Origin of the sequence: Streptomyces sp. MH60, from assembly GCF_002939385.1 — a bacterium.
Taxonomy (GTDB): domain Bacteria; phylum Actinomycetota; class Actinomycetes; order Streptomycetales; family Streptomycetaceae; genus Streptomyces.
In genome coordinates this window covers 1-16,921 of the sequence record NZ_MULI01000001.1, presented here as the reverse complement: position 1 = coordinate 16,921, position 16,921 = coordinate 1, and the positions used below count along the sequence as shown (strand labels likewise).

At 72.0% G+C, this 16,921-nt stretch carries 20 protein-coding genes; 4 read left to right on the top strand and 16 right to left on the bottom strand.

What is annotated here, in order from left to right; translation table 11 throughout:
* Nucleotides 1-4 precede the first annotated feature (4 nt).
* On the bottom strand, nucleotides 5-460 hold the full coding sequence (locus BZZ08_RS00100; protein ID WP_104630030.1) for a Fur family transcriptional regulator: 456 nt from the start codon (nucleotides 458-460) through the stop codon (nucleotides 5-7).
* 132 nt (nucleotides 461-592) lie between these two features.
* Between BZZ08_RS00100 and BZZ08_RS00095 the strand changes: the two genes are divergently transcribed.
* Both BZZ08_RS00095 and BZZ08_RS00090 read left to right on the top strand, forming a co-directional pair.
* A complete protein-coding gene (locus BZZ08_RS00095; RefSeq protein ID WP_104630029.1) occupies nucleotides 593-1,696 on the top strand; it encodes a DUF475 domain-containing protein in 1,104 nt (367 codons plus the stop codon).
* Between the two features lie 82 nt (nucleotides 1,697-1,778).
* Entirely contained in the window at nucleotides 1,779-2,201 is a 423-nt protein-coding gene (locus BZZ08_RS00090; protein WP_052841286.1) for a DUF350 domain-containing protein, read from the top strand.
* A gap of 13 nt (nucleotides 2,202-2,214) precedes the next feature.
* Here BZZ08_RS00090 and BZZ08_RS00085 read toward each other — a convergent pair whose 3' ends face one another.
* From BZZ08_RS00085 to BZZ08_RS00040, 10 genes are all read right to left on the bottom strand, one after another.
* Nucleotides 2,215-3,648: a WGR domain-containing protein gene (locus BZZ08_RS00085; RefSeq protein ID WP_104630028.1), complete on the bottom strand. Its 1,434-nt coding sequence runs from the start codon at nucleotides 3,646-3,648 to the stop codon at nucleotides 2,215-2,217.
* Between the two features lie 125 nt (nucleotides 3,649-3,773).
* Nucleotides 3,774-4,934 carry an oxygenase MpaB family protein gene (locus BZZ08_RS00080; RefSeq protein ID WP_104630027.1) on the bottom strand — a complete coding sequence of 387 codons (1,161 nt, stop codon included), beginning with the start codon at nucleotides 4,932-4,934 and terminating at the stop codon, nucleotides 3,774-3,776.
* 13 nt (nucleotides 4,935-4,947) lie between these two features.
* Nucleotides 4,948-6,006, bottom strand: coding sequence for a polyprenyl synthetase family protein (locus BZZ08_RS00075; protein WP_104630026.1), 1,059 nt, complete (start codon nucleotides 6,004-6,006; stop codon nucleotides 4,948-4,950).
* The gene (locus BZZ08_RS00070) at nucleotides 5,999-6,283 is read right to left on the bottom strand and encodes a polyprenyl synthetase (protein ID WP_104630025.1); all 285 of its coding nucleotides are present in this window, start codon (nucleotides 6,281-6,283) and stop codon (nucleotides 5,999-6,001) included. The genes BZZ08_RS00075 and BZZ08_RS00070 overlap by 8 nt, the downstream gene beginning before the upstream one ends.
* A 123-nt stretch (nucleotides 6,284-6,406) precedes the next feature.
* The gene (locus BZZ08_RS00065) at nucleotides 6,407-7,480 is read right to left on the bottom strand and encodes a polyprenyl synthetase family protein (RefSeq protein ID WP_104630024.1); all 1,074 of its coding nucleotides are present in this window, start codon (nucleotides 7,478-7,480) and stop codon (nucleotides 6,407-6,409) included.
* A gap of 142 nt (nucleotides 7,481-7,622) precedes the next feature.
* Nucleotides 7,623-7,745 (bottom strand): type B 50S ribosomal protein L36, encoded by a 123-nt coding sequence (gene ykgO / locus BZZ08_RS00060; protein ID WP_104630023.1) that lies wholly within the window; start codon nucleotides 7,743-7,745, stop codon nucleotides 7,623-7,625.
* Nucleotides 7,746-7,774: 29 nt separating this feature from the next.
* The gene (gene rpmG, locus BZZ08_RS00055; protein ID WP_019330754.1) at nucleotides 7,775-7,939 is read right to left on the bottom strand and encodes a 50S ribosomal protein L33; all 165 of its coding nucleotides are present in this window, start codon (nucleotides 7,937-7,939) and stop codon (nucleotides 7,775-7,777) included.
* A 105-nt stretch (nucleotides 7,940-8,044) separates the two neighbouring features.
* On the bottom strand, nucleotides 8,045-9,373 hold the full coding sequence (locus BZZ08_RS00050; RefSeq protein WP_104630022.1) for a M20/M25/M40 family metallo-hydrolase: 1,329 nt from the start codon (nucleotides 9,371-9,373) through the stop codon (nucleotides 8,045-8,047).
* A complete protein-coding gene (locus BZZ08_RS00045; RefSeq protein ID WP_104630021.1) occupies nucleotides 9,370-10,764 on the bottom strand; it encodes a cytosine permease in 1,395 nt (464 codons plus the stop codon). The genes BZZ08_RS00050 and BZZ08_RS00045 overlap by 4 nt, the downstream gene beginning before the upstream one ends.
* Before the next feature lie 2 nt (nucleotides 10,765-10,766).
* On the bottom strand, nucleotides 10,767-11,720 hold the full coding sequence (locus BZZ08_RS00040; RefSeq protein ID WP_104630020.1) for a DUF1177 domain-containing protein: 954 nt from the start codon (nucleotides 11,718-11,720) through the stop codon (nucleotides 10,767-10,769).
* A gap of 140 nt (nucleotides 11,721-11,860) precedes the next feature.
* Between BZZ08_RS00040 and BZZ08_RS00035 the strand changes: the two genes are divergently transcribed.
* Both BZZ08_RS00035 and pepE read left to right on the top strand, forming a co-directional pair.
* A complete protein-coding gene (locus BZZ08_RS00035; RefSeq protein WP_104630019.1) occupies nucleotides 11,861-12,703 on the top strand; it encodes an IclR family transcriptional regulator in 843 nt (280 codons plus the stop codon).
* Nucleotides 12,704-12,755: 52 nt separating this feature from the next.
* On the top strand, nucleotides 12,756-13,481 hold the full coding sequence (pepE, locus tag BZZ08_RS00030; RefSeq protein WP_104630018.1) for a dipeptidase PepE: 726 nt from the start codon (nucleotides 12,756-12,758) through the stop codon (nucleotides 13,479-13,481).
* Nucleotides 13,482-13,535: 54 nt separating this feature from the next.
* Here the strand turns inward: pepE and BZZ08_RS00025 are convergent, their stop codons facing one another.
* The 5 genes from BZZ08_RS00025 to BZZ08_RS00005 all read right to left on the bottom strand — a co-directional run.
* On the bottom strand, nucleotides 13,536-14,411 hold the full coding sequence (locus BZZ08_RS00025) for a phosphogluconate dehydrogenase C-terminal domain-containing protein (protein ID WP_104630017.1): 876 nt from the start codon (nucleotides 14,409-14,411) through the stop codon (nucleotides 13,536-13,538).
* Nucleotides 14,411-15,220: a sugar phosphate isomerase/epimerase family protein gene (locus BZZ08_RS00020; protein WP_104630016.1), complete on the bottom strand. Its 810-nt coding sequence runs from the start codon at nucleotides 15,218-15,220 to the stop codon at nucleotides 14,411-14,413. The genes BZZ08_RS00025 and BZZ08_RS00020 overlap by 1 nt, the downstream gene beginning before the upstream one ends.
* Entirely contained in the window at nucleotides 15,220-16,005 is a 786-nt protein-coding gene (locus tag BZZ08_RS00015) for a triose-phosphate isomerase family protein (RefSeq protein WP_104630015.1), read from the bottom strand. The genes BZZ08_RS00020 and BZZ08_RS00015 overlap by 1 nt, the downstream gene beginning before the upstream one ends.
* Nucleotides 16,005-16,517, bottom strand: coding sequence for a ribose-5-phosphate isomerase (locus tag BZZ08_RS00010; protein WP_104630014.1), 513 nt, complete (start codon nucleotides 16,515-16,517; stop codon nucleotides 16,005-16,007). Before BZZ08_RS00010 ends, BZZ08_RS00015 begins: the two co-directional genes overlap by 1 nt.
* Before the next feature lie 11 nt (nucleotides 16,518-16,528).
* Nucleotides 16,529-16,921: DAK2 domain-containing protein (locus tag BZZ08_RS00005; protein ID WP_133169131.1), on the bottom strand; the 393-nt coding region annotated here is incomplete at its 5' end.

Genomic DNA, 16,921 nt, shown 5'->3' with positions numbered 1-16,921 from the left:
CGGATCAGGGTGCTGGGGAACTGCCGGGGGTGGAGCAGTCGGGGCACAGGCCCCGGTAGATGACCTCGGCCTCGTCTATCACGAAGCCGCGGTCGTCGGAGGCGGTCAGGCACGGCGCGTCGCCGACGGCGCAGTCGACGTCGGCGAGGGCACCGCAGGACCGGCACAGGACGTGGTGGTGGTTGTCACCGACCCGTCCCTCGAACCGCGCCGGGCCGCCGGGCGGTTCGATACGGCGCACGAGCCGTGCCGCGGTGAGGGCGTGCAGGGCGTCGTACACGGCCTGGAGGGAGACGTGCCCCACGCGCAGGCGCACGCCGGAGGTGAGTGCCTCGGCGTCGAGGTGGTCCCCCGCCCGTACGGTCTCGAGCAGCGCGACACGGGCGGCGGTCACCCGCAGTCCCGCCCTGCGCAGCTCCTCGGCGGTGGCCGGATTCCGGGAGTGCCGGGATGCCGTCATGGCGGCGAACCTACTCCCTGAAACACGAACCACTCAAGGAAACGAACAACTCCAGCGTGGTAAACAACGTGCGTGGTGGGCACTGGCATGGGATGCCGCCCCGTACGACGCGACGACAGGAATGAGTGGCCGGTGCTTCTGAAGACGTTCCGCTGGGCCTTCGCCGTCACGGCCCTCGGCCTGGCGGCGGGCGTGCTCTACGACGGCTGGACCGCCCTCGGCATCGTGGCGATCCTGTCCGTCCTGGAGATCTCGCTGTCCTTCGACAACGCGGTGATCAACGCCGGGATCCTGAAGAAGATGAACGCCTTCTGGCAGAGGATCTTCCTCACCGTCGGCATCGTCATCGCGGTGTTCGGGATGCGGCTGGTCTTCCCGGTGGTGATCGTGGCGATCAGTGCCCGGCTGAGTCCCTGGAACGCGGTGCACCTGGCGCTCACCGACAAGGACCGCTACCAGGAGCTGGTGACGGACGCCCATCCGTCGATCGCCGCCTTCGGTGGCATGTTCCTGATGATGATCTTCCTGGACTTCGTGTTCGAGGACCGGGAGATCAAGTGGCTGGGGTGGCTGGAGCGTCCGCTGGCCAAGCTCGGCAGGGTGGACATGCTGTCGGTCTGCATCGCCCTGGTCATGCTGCTGATCGCCGCGACCACCTTCGGCGCGCATGCCCATCAGCACGGCGGCACGCATGCCGACAAGGCGGAGACGGTCCTGCTGGCGGGCGTCGCCGGTCTGATCACCTACATGGTCGTGGGCGGCCTCTCCGGCTTCTTCGAGCAGCGGCTCGAGGACGAGGAGGAGCGCGAACAGGAGGCGGAGGAGGACGCGGAACGGGCGGGGAGGTCCTCCGGGTCCCCCGTCAAGCTGGCGGGCAAGGCGGCGTTCTTCATGTTCCTCTACCTGGAGGTCCTGGACGCGTCGTTCTCCTTCGACGGCGTCATCGGCGCCTTCGCCATCACCAACGACATCGTCCTGATGGCCCTCGGCCTCGGCATCGGCGCCATGTACGTGCGGTCCCTGACCGTCTACCTGGTCCGCCAGGGCACCCTCGACGACTACGTCTACCTGGAGCACGGCGCCCACTACGCCATCGGCGCCCTGTCGCTGATCCTGCTGGTCACCATCCAGTACGAGATCAACGAGATCATCACCGGCCTCGTCGGCGTCGTCCTGATCGGTGCGTCCTTCTGGTCCTCCGTGCGCCGCAACCGCGCGCTGCGGACGGCCTCTTGAGCGGTCCGGCCGGTGCGCTACATTTTGCATCGCCTTGACCACGATCACTCGCGATCCCTCACGCTACGGAGCCGGCAACGCCATGAGCGACATCGTCAACGGACTCGGCCGGGCCGCCGCCTACGGCGGCCTGGGTCTGGTCCTCCTGGTCCTCGGCATCGTCCTCGTGGACGTGCTGACACCCGGAAAGCTCGGCCGGCAGATCTGGGAGCAGCGCAACCGCAACGCCGCTCTGGTGCTCAGCTCCGCGCTGCTCGGCATCGGCGGCATCGTCTTCACCTCCATATGGACGACGTACGAGGACTTCGGCAAGGGCCTGGTCTCCACGGCGGTGTTCGGACTGCTGGGTCTGGTGATGATGGCGGTGGCCTTCCTGGTGGTCGACCTGATCACCCCGGGGCGGCTGGGCGCGACGCTGGTCGAGCCGGAGCCGCATCCGGCCGTGTGGGTGACGGCGTCCTGCAACCTCGCGGTCTCCGCCGTCATCGCGGCCTCGATCGCCTGACGCCGCTCCCCCGTCACCGCAGGCGCCTGATGTCCCCGCGCACCCGGTAGAAACCGCCCGACGCGGCGTGCAGCGCGTCGACCACGTAGCGCGCGCCCGGCTCCCGGATCGCCCTCGGGAACTGGACGTTCCACGACCGGTCGTACCCCTGCGACACCACGTGGATGCGGGTGCGGCCGTTCTCCTGGACGCATTCGACGACGACGGAGCCCGCGGGCGCCGCGGTCACGGTCGTCACGGCGGCGGCCGCGGTGGCGGGCGCGTACGTCGGCAGGGTGGCGGCGAGCTTCACATCGCGGGCGACGGGCACCGAGCCCTGCTGGGCGGCCGTGACCGCCGCCTCGCTCGCGTCCACGCACACCAGCGAACCGTCGGTGGTGACGAGGAACAGCCGCTCGTCGCGGTACTGCATGGACAGGGCGGAGCCGCCGCCGGTGCCCAGCTTCCACAGCCGGGTGCCGTCGCGGTCGAAGCAGTACACCGAGGACGCGGAGTCGCCGGCGAAGACGAACCGGCCGCCGGGAGAGGTGGCGCACGAGTACACCGGGCTGTCGCAGTGGTACGTCGCCTCGACCGCACCGGTGGACTTGGAGAGCCGCTGGACCGTGTGCCGCGCGGTGCCGGCGTAGACCGCGTCGTCCTCCTGCCAGCCGAAGAGCACGGCCCCCTGGGTGGGGGTGTGCCACAACTCGGCGCCGCCGTCCGGGGAGTGGGCGGTCACGCCGCGGGTGTGCCCGTGGTAGACGGCGCGGTCGTCGGCGCGCACCATCCAGGCGTGCTCACCGCGTCCGCCCCGCGACCACTGGTGTTCGTCCTCGTGGTCGATCACGGTGAGCCGTCCGGCGCGGTCCGCGACGTTCAGCACGCCCTCGTGGATGTCGAGCCAGAAGATGTCCACGTCGGCGGCGATGTCGTAGGCGGCGAAGGGCAGTTTGGACGACAGGTCGTAGACCCGGCCGTCGTCACAGCCCGCGTAGATCCAGAAGTCGTCCGCGACCAGGCACTTGACGCCGTCGGGCAGTTGGTAGCGGGCGAGGACCTCGCCGCCGTGGGCGAGGGTGTAGACGTCGCCCGCCTGGTTGCCCACCCAGCACCGGTCCTCGTCGATGTGGATGCCGAAGGCCGCGGAGCCGGTGCGGAACCGCCACAGGACCGGTGCGACCGCGCGGGCCGTGGACGGCGCGGAGGCCACCTGCCGGCGGGTGACGGCGCGGGGCGCGCGCTGTCCCCGCACGGCGGCCTCGTAGCCCTTGCGCACCTTCTCGCCTATCTTCTTGGCGGCCGCGGCCTCGGCCTTCCGGGCGGTGGGAAAGGCCGACGTCTGGGTCTGTCCTGCCGCGCCGATCCTGCCGTAGCGCACCGTCACGACCTGCCCCTGGACGGTGACTTCGTAGAACTTGTGCGCGCTCCCGTCGTCCTGCGACAGCTCCAGGTACGTCGTCGACATGGCAGACCCCTCCCCGCTCGGGCCCGCGGCGTGTTCCGCGGGTCCCACTGATCACACCGTAGGAGGTCCCACTGACAGTGGGCCGTGACCGCGGACCGGCAGGAGCGGCGGGCGGGAGCGGCGGCTCAGGAGACGGTCGCGGGCGGCGGGGTCCAGCGACGGGTGCGGGCCGCGGGGTTGGTGAGGCCGTACTCCTTCCTCAGTTGCTCGGGGATGGCGTAGTGCATCACGCGTCCGCGGGTGAGGGAGGAGAGTTCGAGGGCCGTGGTGAGGTGGCCCAGCCGGTCCAGTGCCCACGCGCCCAGCGGTGAGCGGTCCTCGATCGTCTCCAGGACGCCGAGGAGGTGCGGGGCGGCCTTGACCACGGTGTCCCAGGCGGTGCGGGGCACGTCCAGCCAGTCGGCGCACGTGTCGCCGACGAGGTAGCGGATCAGCGCGGAGACGACCGGGTCGAAGAGGGTGCCGGGGACGACTTCCTCGTACAGGTCGATCAGTTGCCGCGTGAGGTGGGCGCCTTCTTGGGAGGGGCCCATGTGGCGGAGCATGTACGAGTCGAGGAACCGGCGTGCCTCGTCGAGCGTGGTGGGGACGGCCGCCTGGTCGACGCCGAGGATGGCGCCGACGACGCGCCAGGCGTAGTAGTAGGCGTCCGCGCCCTCGGCGGACAGGTGGATGCCGAGCCGGTGCAGGCTGTCCAGGACGAGCAGGGAGAAGAACATCTGCCCGCCGATCATGTCCTCCTGGCAGATCGGCACGCCGAGGGTGTCGGTGTCCCAGCGGTCCTCCCGCGTGAGGTGGTGGCGGATGGCGGCGTGCAGGAGGCGTACCTTCTGGGCGGCCGGGAGGAAGCGTCCGCCGGCCTCGAACGCGTCGGGCCGCATGAGGTAGACGGTGAACTGTCCGGTCTCCGCCATCCGTTTGGAGGGGTAGTTCAGGCCGTGGGTGGCCGACAGCAGCCGGGCCACGTGCGGCACCAGGTAGCAGGCGGGCATGGACGCGAACGACAGCGCGGTGGAGATGTGCACGTTGTTGTCGGTGAAGAACAGGCGGGCCTTCTCCATCTCGTCCCAGTCCACCCAGTCCGGCGGGGTGGCGGTCACCCGCAGGTACTCCCGGGCGACGCCGGGGAGGCCGTCGGGGAGTTCCTGGCCGGTGGTGGAGACGTAGCGCATCAGGGAGTTGAACGTGCCGACCTCGCCGCGCTCGAACAGGGTGGCGACGACCGCGTCGGCCAGTTCGTCTCCGCTGCGGCGCAGGGCGTCCATCGACTTCTCGGTGTGGGGCATCGCGGTCTCCTCGTCAGTGCGTGCGGTCGGTGGCCTGCCGGGCGAGTTCGCCGAGCGCCCGGCGCGCGTGCGGCGGGGTCCCGGCGGTGTCCAGGGCGCGGGTGGCGCGCTCGACGCGGGTCGCGATCATCTGCTCGATCCGTTGCGGCGCCCTCAGCTCCAGCATGAGGTGGCGCACGTCGCGCAGATGGGTGGCGTCCAGGTCGTCACGGCCCAGCAGGCGCCGCAGCCAGGTCCGTTGGGAGGCGTCGGCGGCCTTCCAGGTCTCGGCCAGCAGCGCGGTGGGCCGGTGGGCGCGCAGGTCGTCCAGGGCCGCCTTCCCGGTGCGTTCCTGGTCCCCGAAGAGACCGAGCAGGTCGTCGCGCAGCTGGAAGGCCTCGCCGAGCGGCAGTCCGTAGGCCCGGTAGGTGTCCCGCAGCGCGGGTGCGGCGCCGGCGAGCAGGCCGCCGATGAGCAGGGGGTGCTCGACGGTGTACTTGGCGGTCTTGTAGCGGACGACCTTCAGGGAGGTGTCGGTGTCCGGCGAACCGCCGGTGTGCAGGATCTCCAGGCACTCGCCGGCGATGAGTTCGCGGGCGAGCGCGGCCCACAGGTCCCGGGCGCGGGCGAGATAGGCGGCCGGCAGACCGCTGGTGGTGAACAGGCGGCCCGCGAGGACCATCAGGTGGTCACCCACCAGCATGGCCAGGGATCTCGCCGCCGTCCGGGCTCCCGGGCGGCCGTCCCGGGCGAGGACGGCTTCCAGGGCCACGTGGGCGGTGGGCAGGCCGTGGCGCAGGGCGCTGTCGTCGATGAGGTCGTCGTGGACGATCGCGGCGGCGTGCACCAGTTCCATGGAGGCCGCCGCCCGCACCAGCGCGTCGCTCTCGGGCTGTCCGGCCGCCCGCCAGCCCCAGTAGCAGAAGGCCGCGCGCAGCCGTTTGCCGTGTCCGGCCGAGTTCCGCAGCTGCTCGGCCACGGGCGCGAGATCCTCGTCGAGCGCCACGAGGTGACCGCTCTCCTCGGCCAGGAAGTCCCGCAGGACGCCGTCGACGCGGGCTCTGAAGTCGGCCGGGTCCCAGTGGTCAGACATCGCCGTCGTCGGCGGCCCGGCGGGCCTTCACGTGCTGGGCGAGAACCTCCAGGTGAGCGGGGGGCACGGGCGCGCAGCGGTCCAGGGCCAGTCTGCCCCGGGCCCGGAGGTCCTGTTCGGCCTCGCGCACCAGGTCGGCGGTGTCCGAGCGGCCGAGGAGCCCGCGCAGCCCGCCCACCGCCGAGCCGATCGTGCTCAGCGCCAGGTCGGCCAGTCCGGCGGCCAGCAGCACGGTCCGGTCGTCCCCGCCCGGTCCCCGTCGTATCGAGTGCGCCATGCTTCTCCCCCAAAGGGTCACGGGACGGAAGCGCCTGGTCGACGGCACCTCCGGTCAGAGCATGACCGGGCAGCCGGGGCGAAAGATCCCGAATACCCCTTCGAGCGACATGGGGAACAGGTGTCAGGCGGTCCGCTCGACGCTCCACCGCGGCAGCCGTTCGAAGAAGGCGACGGCGTCCTCGCGCCACCGGGGACGCCAGCCCGCCGCCACCGCGCGGGCCTGATCGGCGTACCGGCGCATGTCCGCGCGCATCCGGCCGGCGACCCCGGCGCGTTCGGCGATCGCGCGGATCTCCGCGACGGTCTCCGGTGTGCAGGCGGGATCGCCCAGGGCCTTCTCCACGAAGGCCCGCTCCGGGCCGCTCACGGCGGACAGCAGGCGGACGACGGTGTACGTGCGCCTGCCCTCGCGGATGTCGGTGCCGGTCGGCTTCCCCATCGCCGCCGCGTCACCGAACAGGTCCAGGTAGTCGTCGCGCATCTGTCCGCAGATGCCGATCAGGCGGGCGTAGTGACTCAACTCCGTCTCATACGCTTCTGGTCGGCCTCCCGCGGCCAGGAGGCCGAGGCGCAGGGGGGCGAGGACCGAGTACCGGGCCGACTTGTGGTCGGCGACGGTGTGCAGGAGGTCGTCGTCCGGGGCGGCGGGGAGGAAGTCGCGTTCCAGGTCGACGATCTGGCCCACGAAGGTGTCGGCCGCCGCCCGGGTCTGGACCTCGACCATGGCCTGGCGCATCTCGACCGGCAGCCGGGCCTCAAGGAGCACGCGCAGGGAGAGCGCCAGTGCCAGGTCGCCCGCGAGCACGGTGAGGGCGAGAGCCGCCCGGGGATGCCCGGGGAACTTCTCCCGGAAGGCGTAGTAGGTGGTGGGGCCGCCCCTGCGGGTGGCGCTGTCGTCGATGAGGTCGTCGTGCACCAGGCCGTGGGTCTGGAGCAGTTCGACGCTCAGCGCGGCGGCGTCCAGCCCTTCCACCGGCTCGGCGGTCACCAGCCGTGCCGCCTCGTGCAGCAGTACGACCCGCATCCGCTTGCCGCCGCGCAGCGACAGGTCGCGCAGCAACTCGACGCAGTCCGGGGTGAAGCGGCTGAAGGACGGGGCGTCCAGCGTCGCGCCGAGCGTGTCGAAGTACTCCGCGAACAGCGTGTTGAACCGGCGCTCGTACCCCGCGAGGCGGGCCGGCGGCTGCTCGGTCATGACGAAGTCCTCCTGTGAACGGGCGGATGGCGCGCTCAGCAGTGTGTCAGGACGGGCCGGGAGCGCGCGGCGCGGGTCGCGCGCACACCTCGGCCCGGCCCCCCTGTCGACAGCGGGGGCCGGGCCGGAAAGCGTCGTCCGCTCAGCCCTGGCGGGCCTTGGAACGCGGGTCTCTCTTGTTGATCACGTAGGTCACGCCCCGGCGGCGCACCACCTGCGCGCCGGGCTTGGCCTTGAGGGCGCGCAGGGAGTTGCGTACCTTCATGACTGCCTCCTCGCTCTCCTCGGCGCCGTTCAGCGTTCTTCGCGGAACGGCACGTGCTCCCCCGCCACCGGGTCGTACTTGCGCAAAACGAGCCGGTCGGGGTCGTTGAGTCGGTTCTTGCGGGTGACGTAGGTGACACCGGTGCCCGCGGTCGACTTCAGCCTGACGACCGGGCGTGCGGTACTGCGTGCCATGGTGCTCCTTCCGACCGCGGCGCGGGCTGCCGTTCTGTCCCGCGCATGTCAGTCACGCTGCACAACGCCGTCGGCCGCCGGGGCATTCCCCACCGGCCGCGCGCGTCAGCACTCCTGCCACAGCCGGGTCATCACCCGTACGCCGAAGCGCAGACCCTCCAGCGGCACCCGCTCGTCGACGCCGTGGAAGAGCCGGCCGTAGTCGAGGTCGTGGGGCAGCTTGAGCCCCTTGAAGCCGAAGCAGCGGATGTCCAGCTTGGTGAAGGCCTTGGCGTCGGTGCCGCCCGGGTTGCAGTACGGCACGGGGTGGCCGTCGGGGTCCTCGGCGCGCACGGCGGCGCACATGGCGTCGACGAGCGGGCCGTCGAAGCCGGTCTCCATGGCGATGTCGTGGTTGACCCACTCGCGGGAGACCGAGGGCAGGAGCAGGGCGTCGATGGTGTCGATCAGCTCCTGCTCGTGGCCCGGCAGGAAGCGGCCGTCCACGCGGGCCGTGGCCCGGCCGGGGATGACGTTGGTCTGGTAGCCGGCGGTGAACATGGTGGGGTTGGCCGAATTGCGCAGCACGACCTGCATGAAGTCCGCCACGTGCCCGAGCTTGGCCAGTTCGGCGTCCAGGTCCTCGGCGTCGAGGTCGAGGTCGATCCCCTGGAGCCGCGCGGCCTCGGCGAGCAGGGCGCGCACCGGCTCGATCAGCCGGACCGGGAAGGTGTGCCGGCCGATGCGGGTGAGGGACTCGGCGAGGTCGGTGACGGCGTTCTCGTCGTTGGGGGACGAGCCGTGCCCGGCGCGGCCCGACGCCGTCAGCTCCATCCACGCCATGCCGCGCTGGGCGTTCTCGATCGGGTACAGGCGCCGGGTGTCGTCCAGGGCGTAGCTGAAGCCGCCGCCCTCGCCGATCGCCTCGGTGACGCCCGCGAACAGGTCCGGCCGGTGCTCGACCAGCCAGTGGGCGCCGTACGCGCCGCCGGCCTCCTCGTCGGCGAGGAAGGCCAGGACGATCTCGCGGGCGGGCCGGGTGCCGGTGCGGGCGAAGTGCCGGGCGGTGGCCAGCATGACGGCCACCGTGTCCTTCATGTCGATGGCACCGCGGCCCCACAGGTAGCCGTCCCGGATCTCGCCGGAGAACGGCGGCACCCGCCACTCGGCCGCGTCCGCCGGTACGACGTCCAGGTGGCCGTGGACCAGCAGGGCGCCGCGGGCCGGGTCGGTGCCCGGGATGCGGGCCACGACGTTGGCGCGGCCCGGGGCGCTCTCCACCAGCTCGGAGGCGATGCCGGCCTCGGCGAGCCTGGCCACGACCCAGTCGGCGCAGGCCCGCTCGTCGCTGGTCGGGTTGGAGGTGTCGAAGCGGATCAGCTCGGCGCAGAGGCCGACGACCTCCCGCTGGGCCTCCTCGGAGGCCGGGACGGGGCAGGGGACGGTGGTGCTCACGGTGCTCCTACGGTGGCCGTGCCGGAGACGGCCGGGGTGGGTTCGGCGGTGTCGTCCAGGGCCGTGGTGCCGTACGTCCTGATCCAGCCGGCGAGGCCGAGGACGCAGTACAGGACGAAGGCGGTCAGCAGGGAGTTCAGGGCGGGGATGCCGCCGTCGTAGAACTTGCCGACGCAGAAGGCGGCGGCCCAGATGACCAGGGACATCGGCACCCAGGTCGGCGAGGTGGCGGGCAGGGTGCCCGACGCGCGGGTGGCGTCCAGGGGGGCCCGCATGCGGCGCACCACCCAGTACTCGGCGACGATGATGCCGCCCACCGGCGGGATGGCGACGCCCAGCACGGACAGGAAGTCGGTGAAGTGGGTCATGATGCCGACGGCGGAGAGCAGGGTGCCCGCGATACCGAGGACGATGGTGACCGCGCCGCGGTGCACCCGCTTGCCGAAGACGACCTGGAAGAAGTTCACGACGCCGAGCGAGGAGCCGTACAGGTTCCAGTCGTTGATCTTCGCGGTGGACATCAGGACGACGAGGACGCCGAAGACGCCGGAGGTGGAGAGCACGATCTGGGAGACCTGGCCGCTGCCGACCATGTGGCCGAGCAGGACGCCGGTCAGGCCGACGATGTACTCGGAGAGGATCATCGACGAGGCGCTCTGCAGGAAGACGTGGCTGCCCTTGCGGTTGTAGCGGGTCATCTCCGGGGAGACGATCGCGCCGGTCATGAAGCCGCCCGCGATGGCGGTCGCGGCGACGGCGAGCGGGATGGTCTCGCCGGGCGCCGGGGAGTGGATCAGCTCGGAGAACGAGTGGTCGCTGAGCGCGTCGGTGACCGACCAGGCGACCATGGCGAAGAACAGCGGCGTGACGATCTTCGCGAAGACGGCCATGTACCGGAAGCCGAAGATCACCAGCACGGTGATGGCGACACCGGCGACCGTGCACCACAGCCAGGAGGGCCCGCCGACGAGCGCGGACACGCTGTCGCCGAAGATCGTGTTCTGTACGCCGAACCAGCCGACGAGGCTGACCGAGATGACCAGGCTGACCAGCGCGGAGCCGTTGCGGCCGAAGCCCGCCCAGCGGGTGAGCAGCGGGGTGGCCAGGCCCTCGCGCATGCCCGCGAGGCCGATCGCGAAGATCACGACTTCGAGGATCACCGCGCCGAGGGTGAACGCGAGGAACGCGTCGCCGAAGGTCATGCCGACACCGATGGTGGCGCCGAGGGTGAACTGCGAGATGGAGCCGGACTGCGCGAGCCACTGCAGCAGCATGGTCCAGAAGCCGAGCCGCTTGTCGCGCGGAACGCGGGAGAGGGCGTAGTCGTCGCTGCCCACGGCTCCCGTGGCCGACTGCGCCGGTTCCGTGACGGAGTCCTTGTGCGTGGTCATGATCACGCTCCCCCGGGTTCGCGGCCGAGGGTCTGCAGCCGGGTCAGCGAGCCGTAGCGGGACACGAGGGCGTCGAACTCCTGGTCGTCGTGGAAGTCGAGCTGTCCGCCGCCGTAGGCCTTGGCGGTCTCGACGGCGAACCGGGCGGCGGCCGCGATGTCGGTCTCGTGGCTGGCGCCCGTCTGGCAGCCGGGCACCGCCGCCGCGGAGGTGATGGCGAGGCCGACCACCGGTGCGGCCGTCGCCGTGGCGGGCTGCAGGATCGAATTGATGTGGTGTACACCGTTACCGTACGGGGTGATGTCCTGGGTGGTCACCGGGTACGTGACCAAGGGCTCACCGGTCACCACGGCCAGCAGCTCGCCGAGCGGCTCACTCACCTTGAGCACCCAGCCCTCCTTGACAGTGGGCGACAGGGCGAGGCCCTTGTGGTTGATGATCCGGTTGCCCTTGGTGGTGTCGACGGAGAGCACGGCCTCCATCTCGCCGGTGACCTCGTGCCGGTTCATGGTCGCGATGTCGACGGGCGAGTCCATGAACGGCACCGGGTCGTGCGGCGCGGTCGGGGCGTCCGGGCAGATGTGCGTGGCCACGATCACGTCCCCGTCGAGCACGTCGCCCCGGCGCCGCATGTCGAGCAGCTTGGCGGCGGTGGCGAGCGCCGCGACCGCGCCGTCCGCGTCCGAGACCAGGCCGACGGCCTCCGGGCGCGCCCCGACGCCGCCGAGCCGCCCCACCACGCCGAGCGTCCGCGCGGAACCGCCCCGGGTACGGCCCGCCCGGCCCGGTATCCGCACGAGCACGAAGTCCGTCGAGCCGCGCTCGCCGGTGACGGTGGTGACCTCGGCGCCGGAGCCCTCGGGGCCCGCCACGGCGTCGAGGTGGGCGGCGACGCGCTTGCCGTCGACGTCGGGATCGTCGAGCAGATCCACGAGGTCCAGGACGTACTTCAACATGGGCAGTTCTCCTGATCCGCACCGGGGGCGGTGCTCCCAGCAGGTTCGGGATCGACTAGCGTTGTCCGCAACTCTTTCCCGTTATCTGCAATACGAGTCTGAATGGTGAGATGGTGAGAGGTGAGGGAGAGGAGCCCGTCATGACCGGTCGCCCGGTCGAACCCGTGGACCGCAGGACACCGGCCGGGGCGCTGCAGACCGTCGACCGCGCCCTGCTGGTGCTGCTGGCGTTCGAGCGCACCCGCCCGGACTGGGGCGTCACCGAGATCGCTGCCGAGTTCGGCTGGGACACCTCGGTCGCCCAGCGTCTGCTGTCCACCCTCGCGGGCCGCGGTTTCCTGGTCTCCGACCCGGCGACCCGCCGATACCGGATCGGCCCGGCCGCCCTGCGCCTGGGCCGCCTGTGGGAGCGTTCGGGCTCCCTGGAACTGCTCGCGGAACCGGTGCTGCACGAGCTGCGGGCGGCGACCGGTGACACGGTGCTCTTCTGCCTGCCCGACAGCTTCCACATGCGCTGTGTCGCGGCCGTCGAGGGCGAGGAGGGACCGCTGCGCTACTACCCGCTGGTCGGCGAGCTGTACCCGGCGCACGCGGGGGCCACCAGCAAGTCGTTCTACGCCTTCCTGCCCGACGAGCAGCGCCACCGGCTCTTCCGCGGACGCCCGATGGCGCGCTTCACCGAGCGCACGGTCACCGACCCCGACCAGCTGGAACGCGAGTTCCGCACCGTGCGCGCGCAGGGCTACGCGTGGACGGTCGGCGAGTACGACGCGGGCATCGGCACGGTCGCCATGCCGGTGTTCCTCGGCTCGGAGCCCTACGGCAGCCTCAGTCTCGGCGCCGCCAAGGAACGCTTCCCCGAGGGGCCCGAGGACCGCCTCGAGATGCTGCGCCGCGCCGCCCGGCTGCTGGAGCAGCGCCTGACGCATCCGCCCCAGCACCACCGGCGTCCGCGTCCACCCCGCACGTCCCCCACCGCCTGACCCACCGGCCCACCTGATCCACCCGATCCACCCGTCTGCGAGGACCGACCCCGTGAATCTGCTGCTCCTGTCCAACTCCACCCAGCACGGCCGCGGCTATCTGGAACACGCCCTCGACACCGTGACCGGCTTCCTGCCCACCGGGGCCCAACTGGCCTTCGTCCCGTACGCGCTGGCCGACCACGACGCCTACACCGCCCGGGTCCGCGGCGCGCTCTCCGGCGCCGGGATCGAGGTGCGGGGCGTGCACGAGGGCGGCGACCCGCTCGCCCGGCTCGGTGAGGCGGACGCCGTGTTCGTCGGCGGCGGCAACTCCTTCCGGCTGCTCTCCGCGCTGTACCGCACGGGGCTGCGGGAGGCGCTGGTCGAGGCCGTGCGCGGCGGGCTGCCGTACATGGGGGCCAGCGCCGGGACCAACATGGCGGCGCCCTCGCTGCGCACCACCAACGACATGCCGATCGTCGAGCCGCCGTCCTTCGAGACGCTCGGTCTCGTGCCGTTCCAGATCAATCCGCACTACCTCGACCCGGACCCCGGCTCGACGCACAAGGGCGAGACCCGCGAGCAGCGGCTCACGGAGTTCCTGGAGGAGAACGACGTGCCCGTGCTGGGCCTGCGGGAGGGCTCCTGGCTGCGGGTCGAGGGCGACCGGGCGGTGCTCGGCGGTGAGCGCGACGCCCGGCTGTTCCGGCGGGGCACGGCGCCGCGCGAGCTGACGGTGGGCTCGGACCTGTCCGAACTCCTGCGCGTGCGGGCGCGGTTCGACACCCGCGCCTGACGACGTCGACGCCGGAGGCCCGTGCGGGTCTCCGGCGACGCCTGTACGAGTGGGTCAGCGCTTGATCTCCTTGATCTTCAGCATGCGCGTGATGACCTTGTCCAGCTCCTCGTCGTCGAAGACCTTCTTCCAGTCCTCGCGCACGATGGACTCACGGCCGTAGTCCATGGCGATCAGGCAGGCGTCCGAGAAGGGGTTGGATCCCTTCAGCGTGTTGGCCAGGGCGACCTGGGTGTGGCCGAGCAGCATCGCGCGGGCCGCCTTCTCGGGGACGCCGACGGTGTGGACGGTCTCGTGCAGGGCCTCGGTGAGCAGGGCGCCGACCATGCAGGCGATGGTCTCCACGAGGGTCGGCTCCAGGACGGCGAGCTGCTTGACGGTGACCCAGTGGACGTCGACGACCGGGGCGTACATGACGCGGACGACGGAGTCGGCGAGCTCCTGCTTGGCCGGGTCCCCGCCCTCGTAGGCGGCGACGACCTCCTGCGGGGCGGCGATGCCGCCGAAGGTGTCCTGCCACTCCTCCTTGGTGGTGCGCTCCAGGAACACCGAGGGGTGGCAGGGGTGGGCGCAGGCGTAGTGGATGTCGTCGCGGGCGAAGAGCAGTCCGGCGTAGGCGGCGGCCGGGTCGAGGGTGAGGACGACGGTGCCCGGCTTCATGAGCGGCACGAGTTCCTCGGAGACCTTGCCGAGGACCACGTCGGGCACGGCGAGGATGACGACGTCGGCCTCGGCCGCGGCGGCGGCGGACTCGGTCAGTTCCCGGCCGAGGCCACGGATCAGCTCCTGGCCCTTGGGCGAGGCCTCGCTGAAGAGCACCCGGAAGTCGCTCCCGACCAGGTTGTTGGAGACACGCTGGCCCATCTTGCCGGCGGCCCCGATGACGGCGACGGTCTGCACGTCGGCGCGGGTCTGGATCTCGGTGGCCATTACTTGCTCCTCAGGAGGGTGTTGATGCCGTGCTGCGTCCACTGGTGTTCGAGCCGGGCGGTGGCGTCGTAGCCCTCGTCCTGCCACGGGAGCCAGTGCTCCACGATCTGGTGGGTGCCGCGGTCCCCCGGCCGGGCGGCGCGTACGGCGGCGATCATGCCGTCGTAGTCGAGGAGGCCCTCGCCGAGCGGGCAGCCGGCGTAGGTGAAGCCGACCCAGCCGTCGCGGCGGGTGAAGGCGAAGTCCTTGACGTGGATGTTGACCACGTACGGCGCGGTGGCGCGGACCACGTCGGCGGGGCGTTCCAGCCGGGCGACGCTGTTGCCGGGGTCGAGGACGATGCCCAGGTGAGGATCGTCGACGGCGCGTACGACGCTCACCAGGTCGTCGGTGGCGACCTGCTCGTAGGTCTCCAGGCCGAGGGTGACGCCCGCGTCGGCGTAGCGGGGCACGGCCTCCTTCAGGAGGGCCACCGCCTCGGTGGGGTCCGGACGGTGGTCGGCCGTGTTGAGCATGGAGCGGACCAGGGTGACGCCCAGTTCGCCCGCCATGTCGAGGTAGCTGAGCAGGTGCTCGGGCCGGATGCCGCGGGTGCCGAGTTCAAGGGTCGGTCCGAGGTCCGCGGCCGTGTCGCGGAGGTCGGCGAGCCGCGCGCGGTCGTAGGACTCGATCGGCGCGTAGTCGCAGATCTGGAAGACCTCGCCGCCCAGTTCCGCCGTGTCGCGGAGCATGTCCGGCAGGGTCATCGGCTCGGGGGCGCGGGCCGAGACGCGCCAGAAGTAGGCGTAGGTGCTGATGCCGTACGCCATCACGCCACCGCCGCCGGGGCCGGGGCCGGGGAGCGGATCTCGTCGAGGATCGCCTCGACGTTCGCCGGGTCGTGGGCGAAGCGGCCGAGGAACAGGCCCTCGGCGGTGCCGGCCAGCCGGGTCAGCAGGCCGGGGCCCGCGCTGCCCCCGTAGATGACGGTGGAACCGGCGTGCCCGGGGTGGGAGTCGAGCCAGCCGCGCAGCGCGGTGCACACGGCCGCGATGTGGTCGGCGGAGGCGGGCTCGGGGGCGCCGATGGCCCACTGGGGTTCGTAGGCGAGCACGACCGCGCCGCGCAGTCCGCCGAGCAGGCGCTCGGCCTCGGCGACCGTGCGGGCGGCGGCGTCGGCCGGGTCGGCCTCGTCGCGTTCGCCGACGCACAGGACGGGGGTGAGGCCGTTGCGCAGGGCGGCGGCGGTCTTGGCGGCGACCACGGTGTCGCCCTCGCCGTACAGGCGGCGGCGCTCGGCGTGGCCGACCTCGGCGTAGCGGCAGCCGATCTCCTTGAGGACGGGGCCGCCGACCTCGCCGGTGTAGGGGCCGCTGTCCTCGGTGGCGATGTCCTGGGCGCCGAGGGCGACGCCGTAGGGGGCGAGGATGCCGGTGGCGGGGACCAGGGCCGGGAAGGCGGGGAGGACGAAGAGGCGGGCGGCGCCGGAGGTGACGGCGGGGTGGCGCTCGGCGAGGGCGGCGATCCTGCGGGACCAGTTGAGCGTCTGGTGGTGGCCGAAGTACATCTTGAGGCTCACCCCCAGCAGCACGGGCGACGGTGCGGGGGCGGGCATCAGGCGGCCGCCCCGTCGCCGGCCGCGCTCGCGTTCGCCGCGCCGGCGTCGTCGGCGCTCTCGTAGTCGCTCATCAGCTGGACCTTGGCGGCCGACGCCGAGCTGTCGTCGAAACGGTAGGTGAGCCATTCGGCGGCCAGGCGGCGGGCGAGTTCGAGGCCGACGACGCGCTGGCCGAAGGTAAGCACCTGCGCGTTGTTGGAGAGGATCGCCCGCTCGACGGAGAAGGAGTCGTGGGCGGTGACGGCCCGGATGCCCTTGACCTTGTTGGCGGCGATGGCGACGCCGAGGCCGGTGCCGCACACCAGCAGGGCGCGGTCGGCCTCGCCCCGGGCGACCATCTCGGCGGCGGCGATGGCCACCTTCGGGTAGGCGGTGTGGCCGTCGGCGTCGACGCCGACGTCGGTGACCTCGGCGACCAGGGCGCTGGCGCGCAGGTCCTGCTTGAGGGCTTCCTTGTACTGGTGGCCGGCGTCGTCGGAGCCGACGACGATGCGGAGCTTGTCGGTCATGGCGGCTTTCCTCAGTGGTGGTCGAGCAGTGCGCCGTGGACGGCGCGGGTGATCAGGGCGAGTGAGTGGGCGCCCGCGTCAGGGGTGCCGAGGGACTTCTCGGCGTGCGGGCGGGCCCGGCCCCTGCGGGGCAGCAGGTCCGCGGTCGCGGCGGCGGCCGCGGTGGCGGTGGTGGCGGCGCGGTCCCAGGCGTCGGTCAGCGTCAGGCCGTCGGCGGTGGCGGCGGCCAGCGCGTCGGCGAAGGGCACGAGGACGTCGACCATGGTCTTGTCGCCGACCTCGGCCCCGCCCAGCCGGCGTACGGCGGCACAGGCCCGTACGACCCCTTCGGCGACGCGGGCGGCGTCCGGGGCGTCCCGGTCGCCGAGGGCCGTGCCGAGGGAGCGCAGGATCGTGCCCCACAG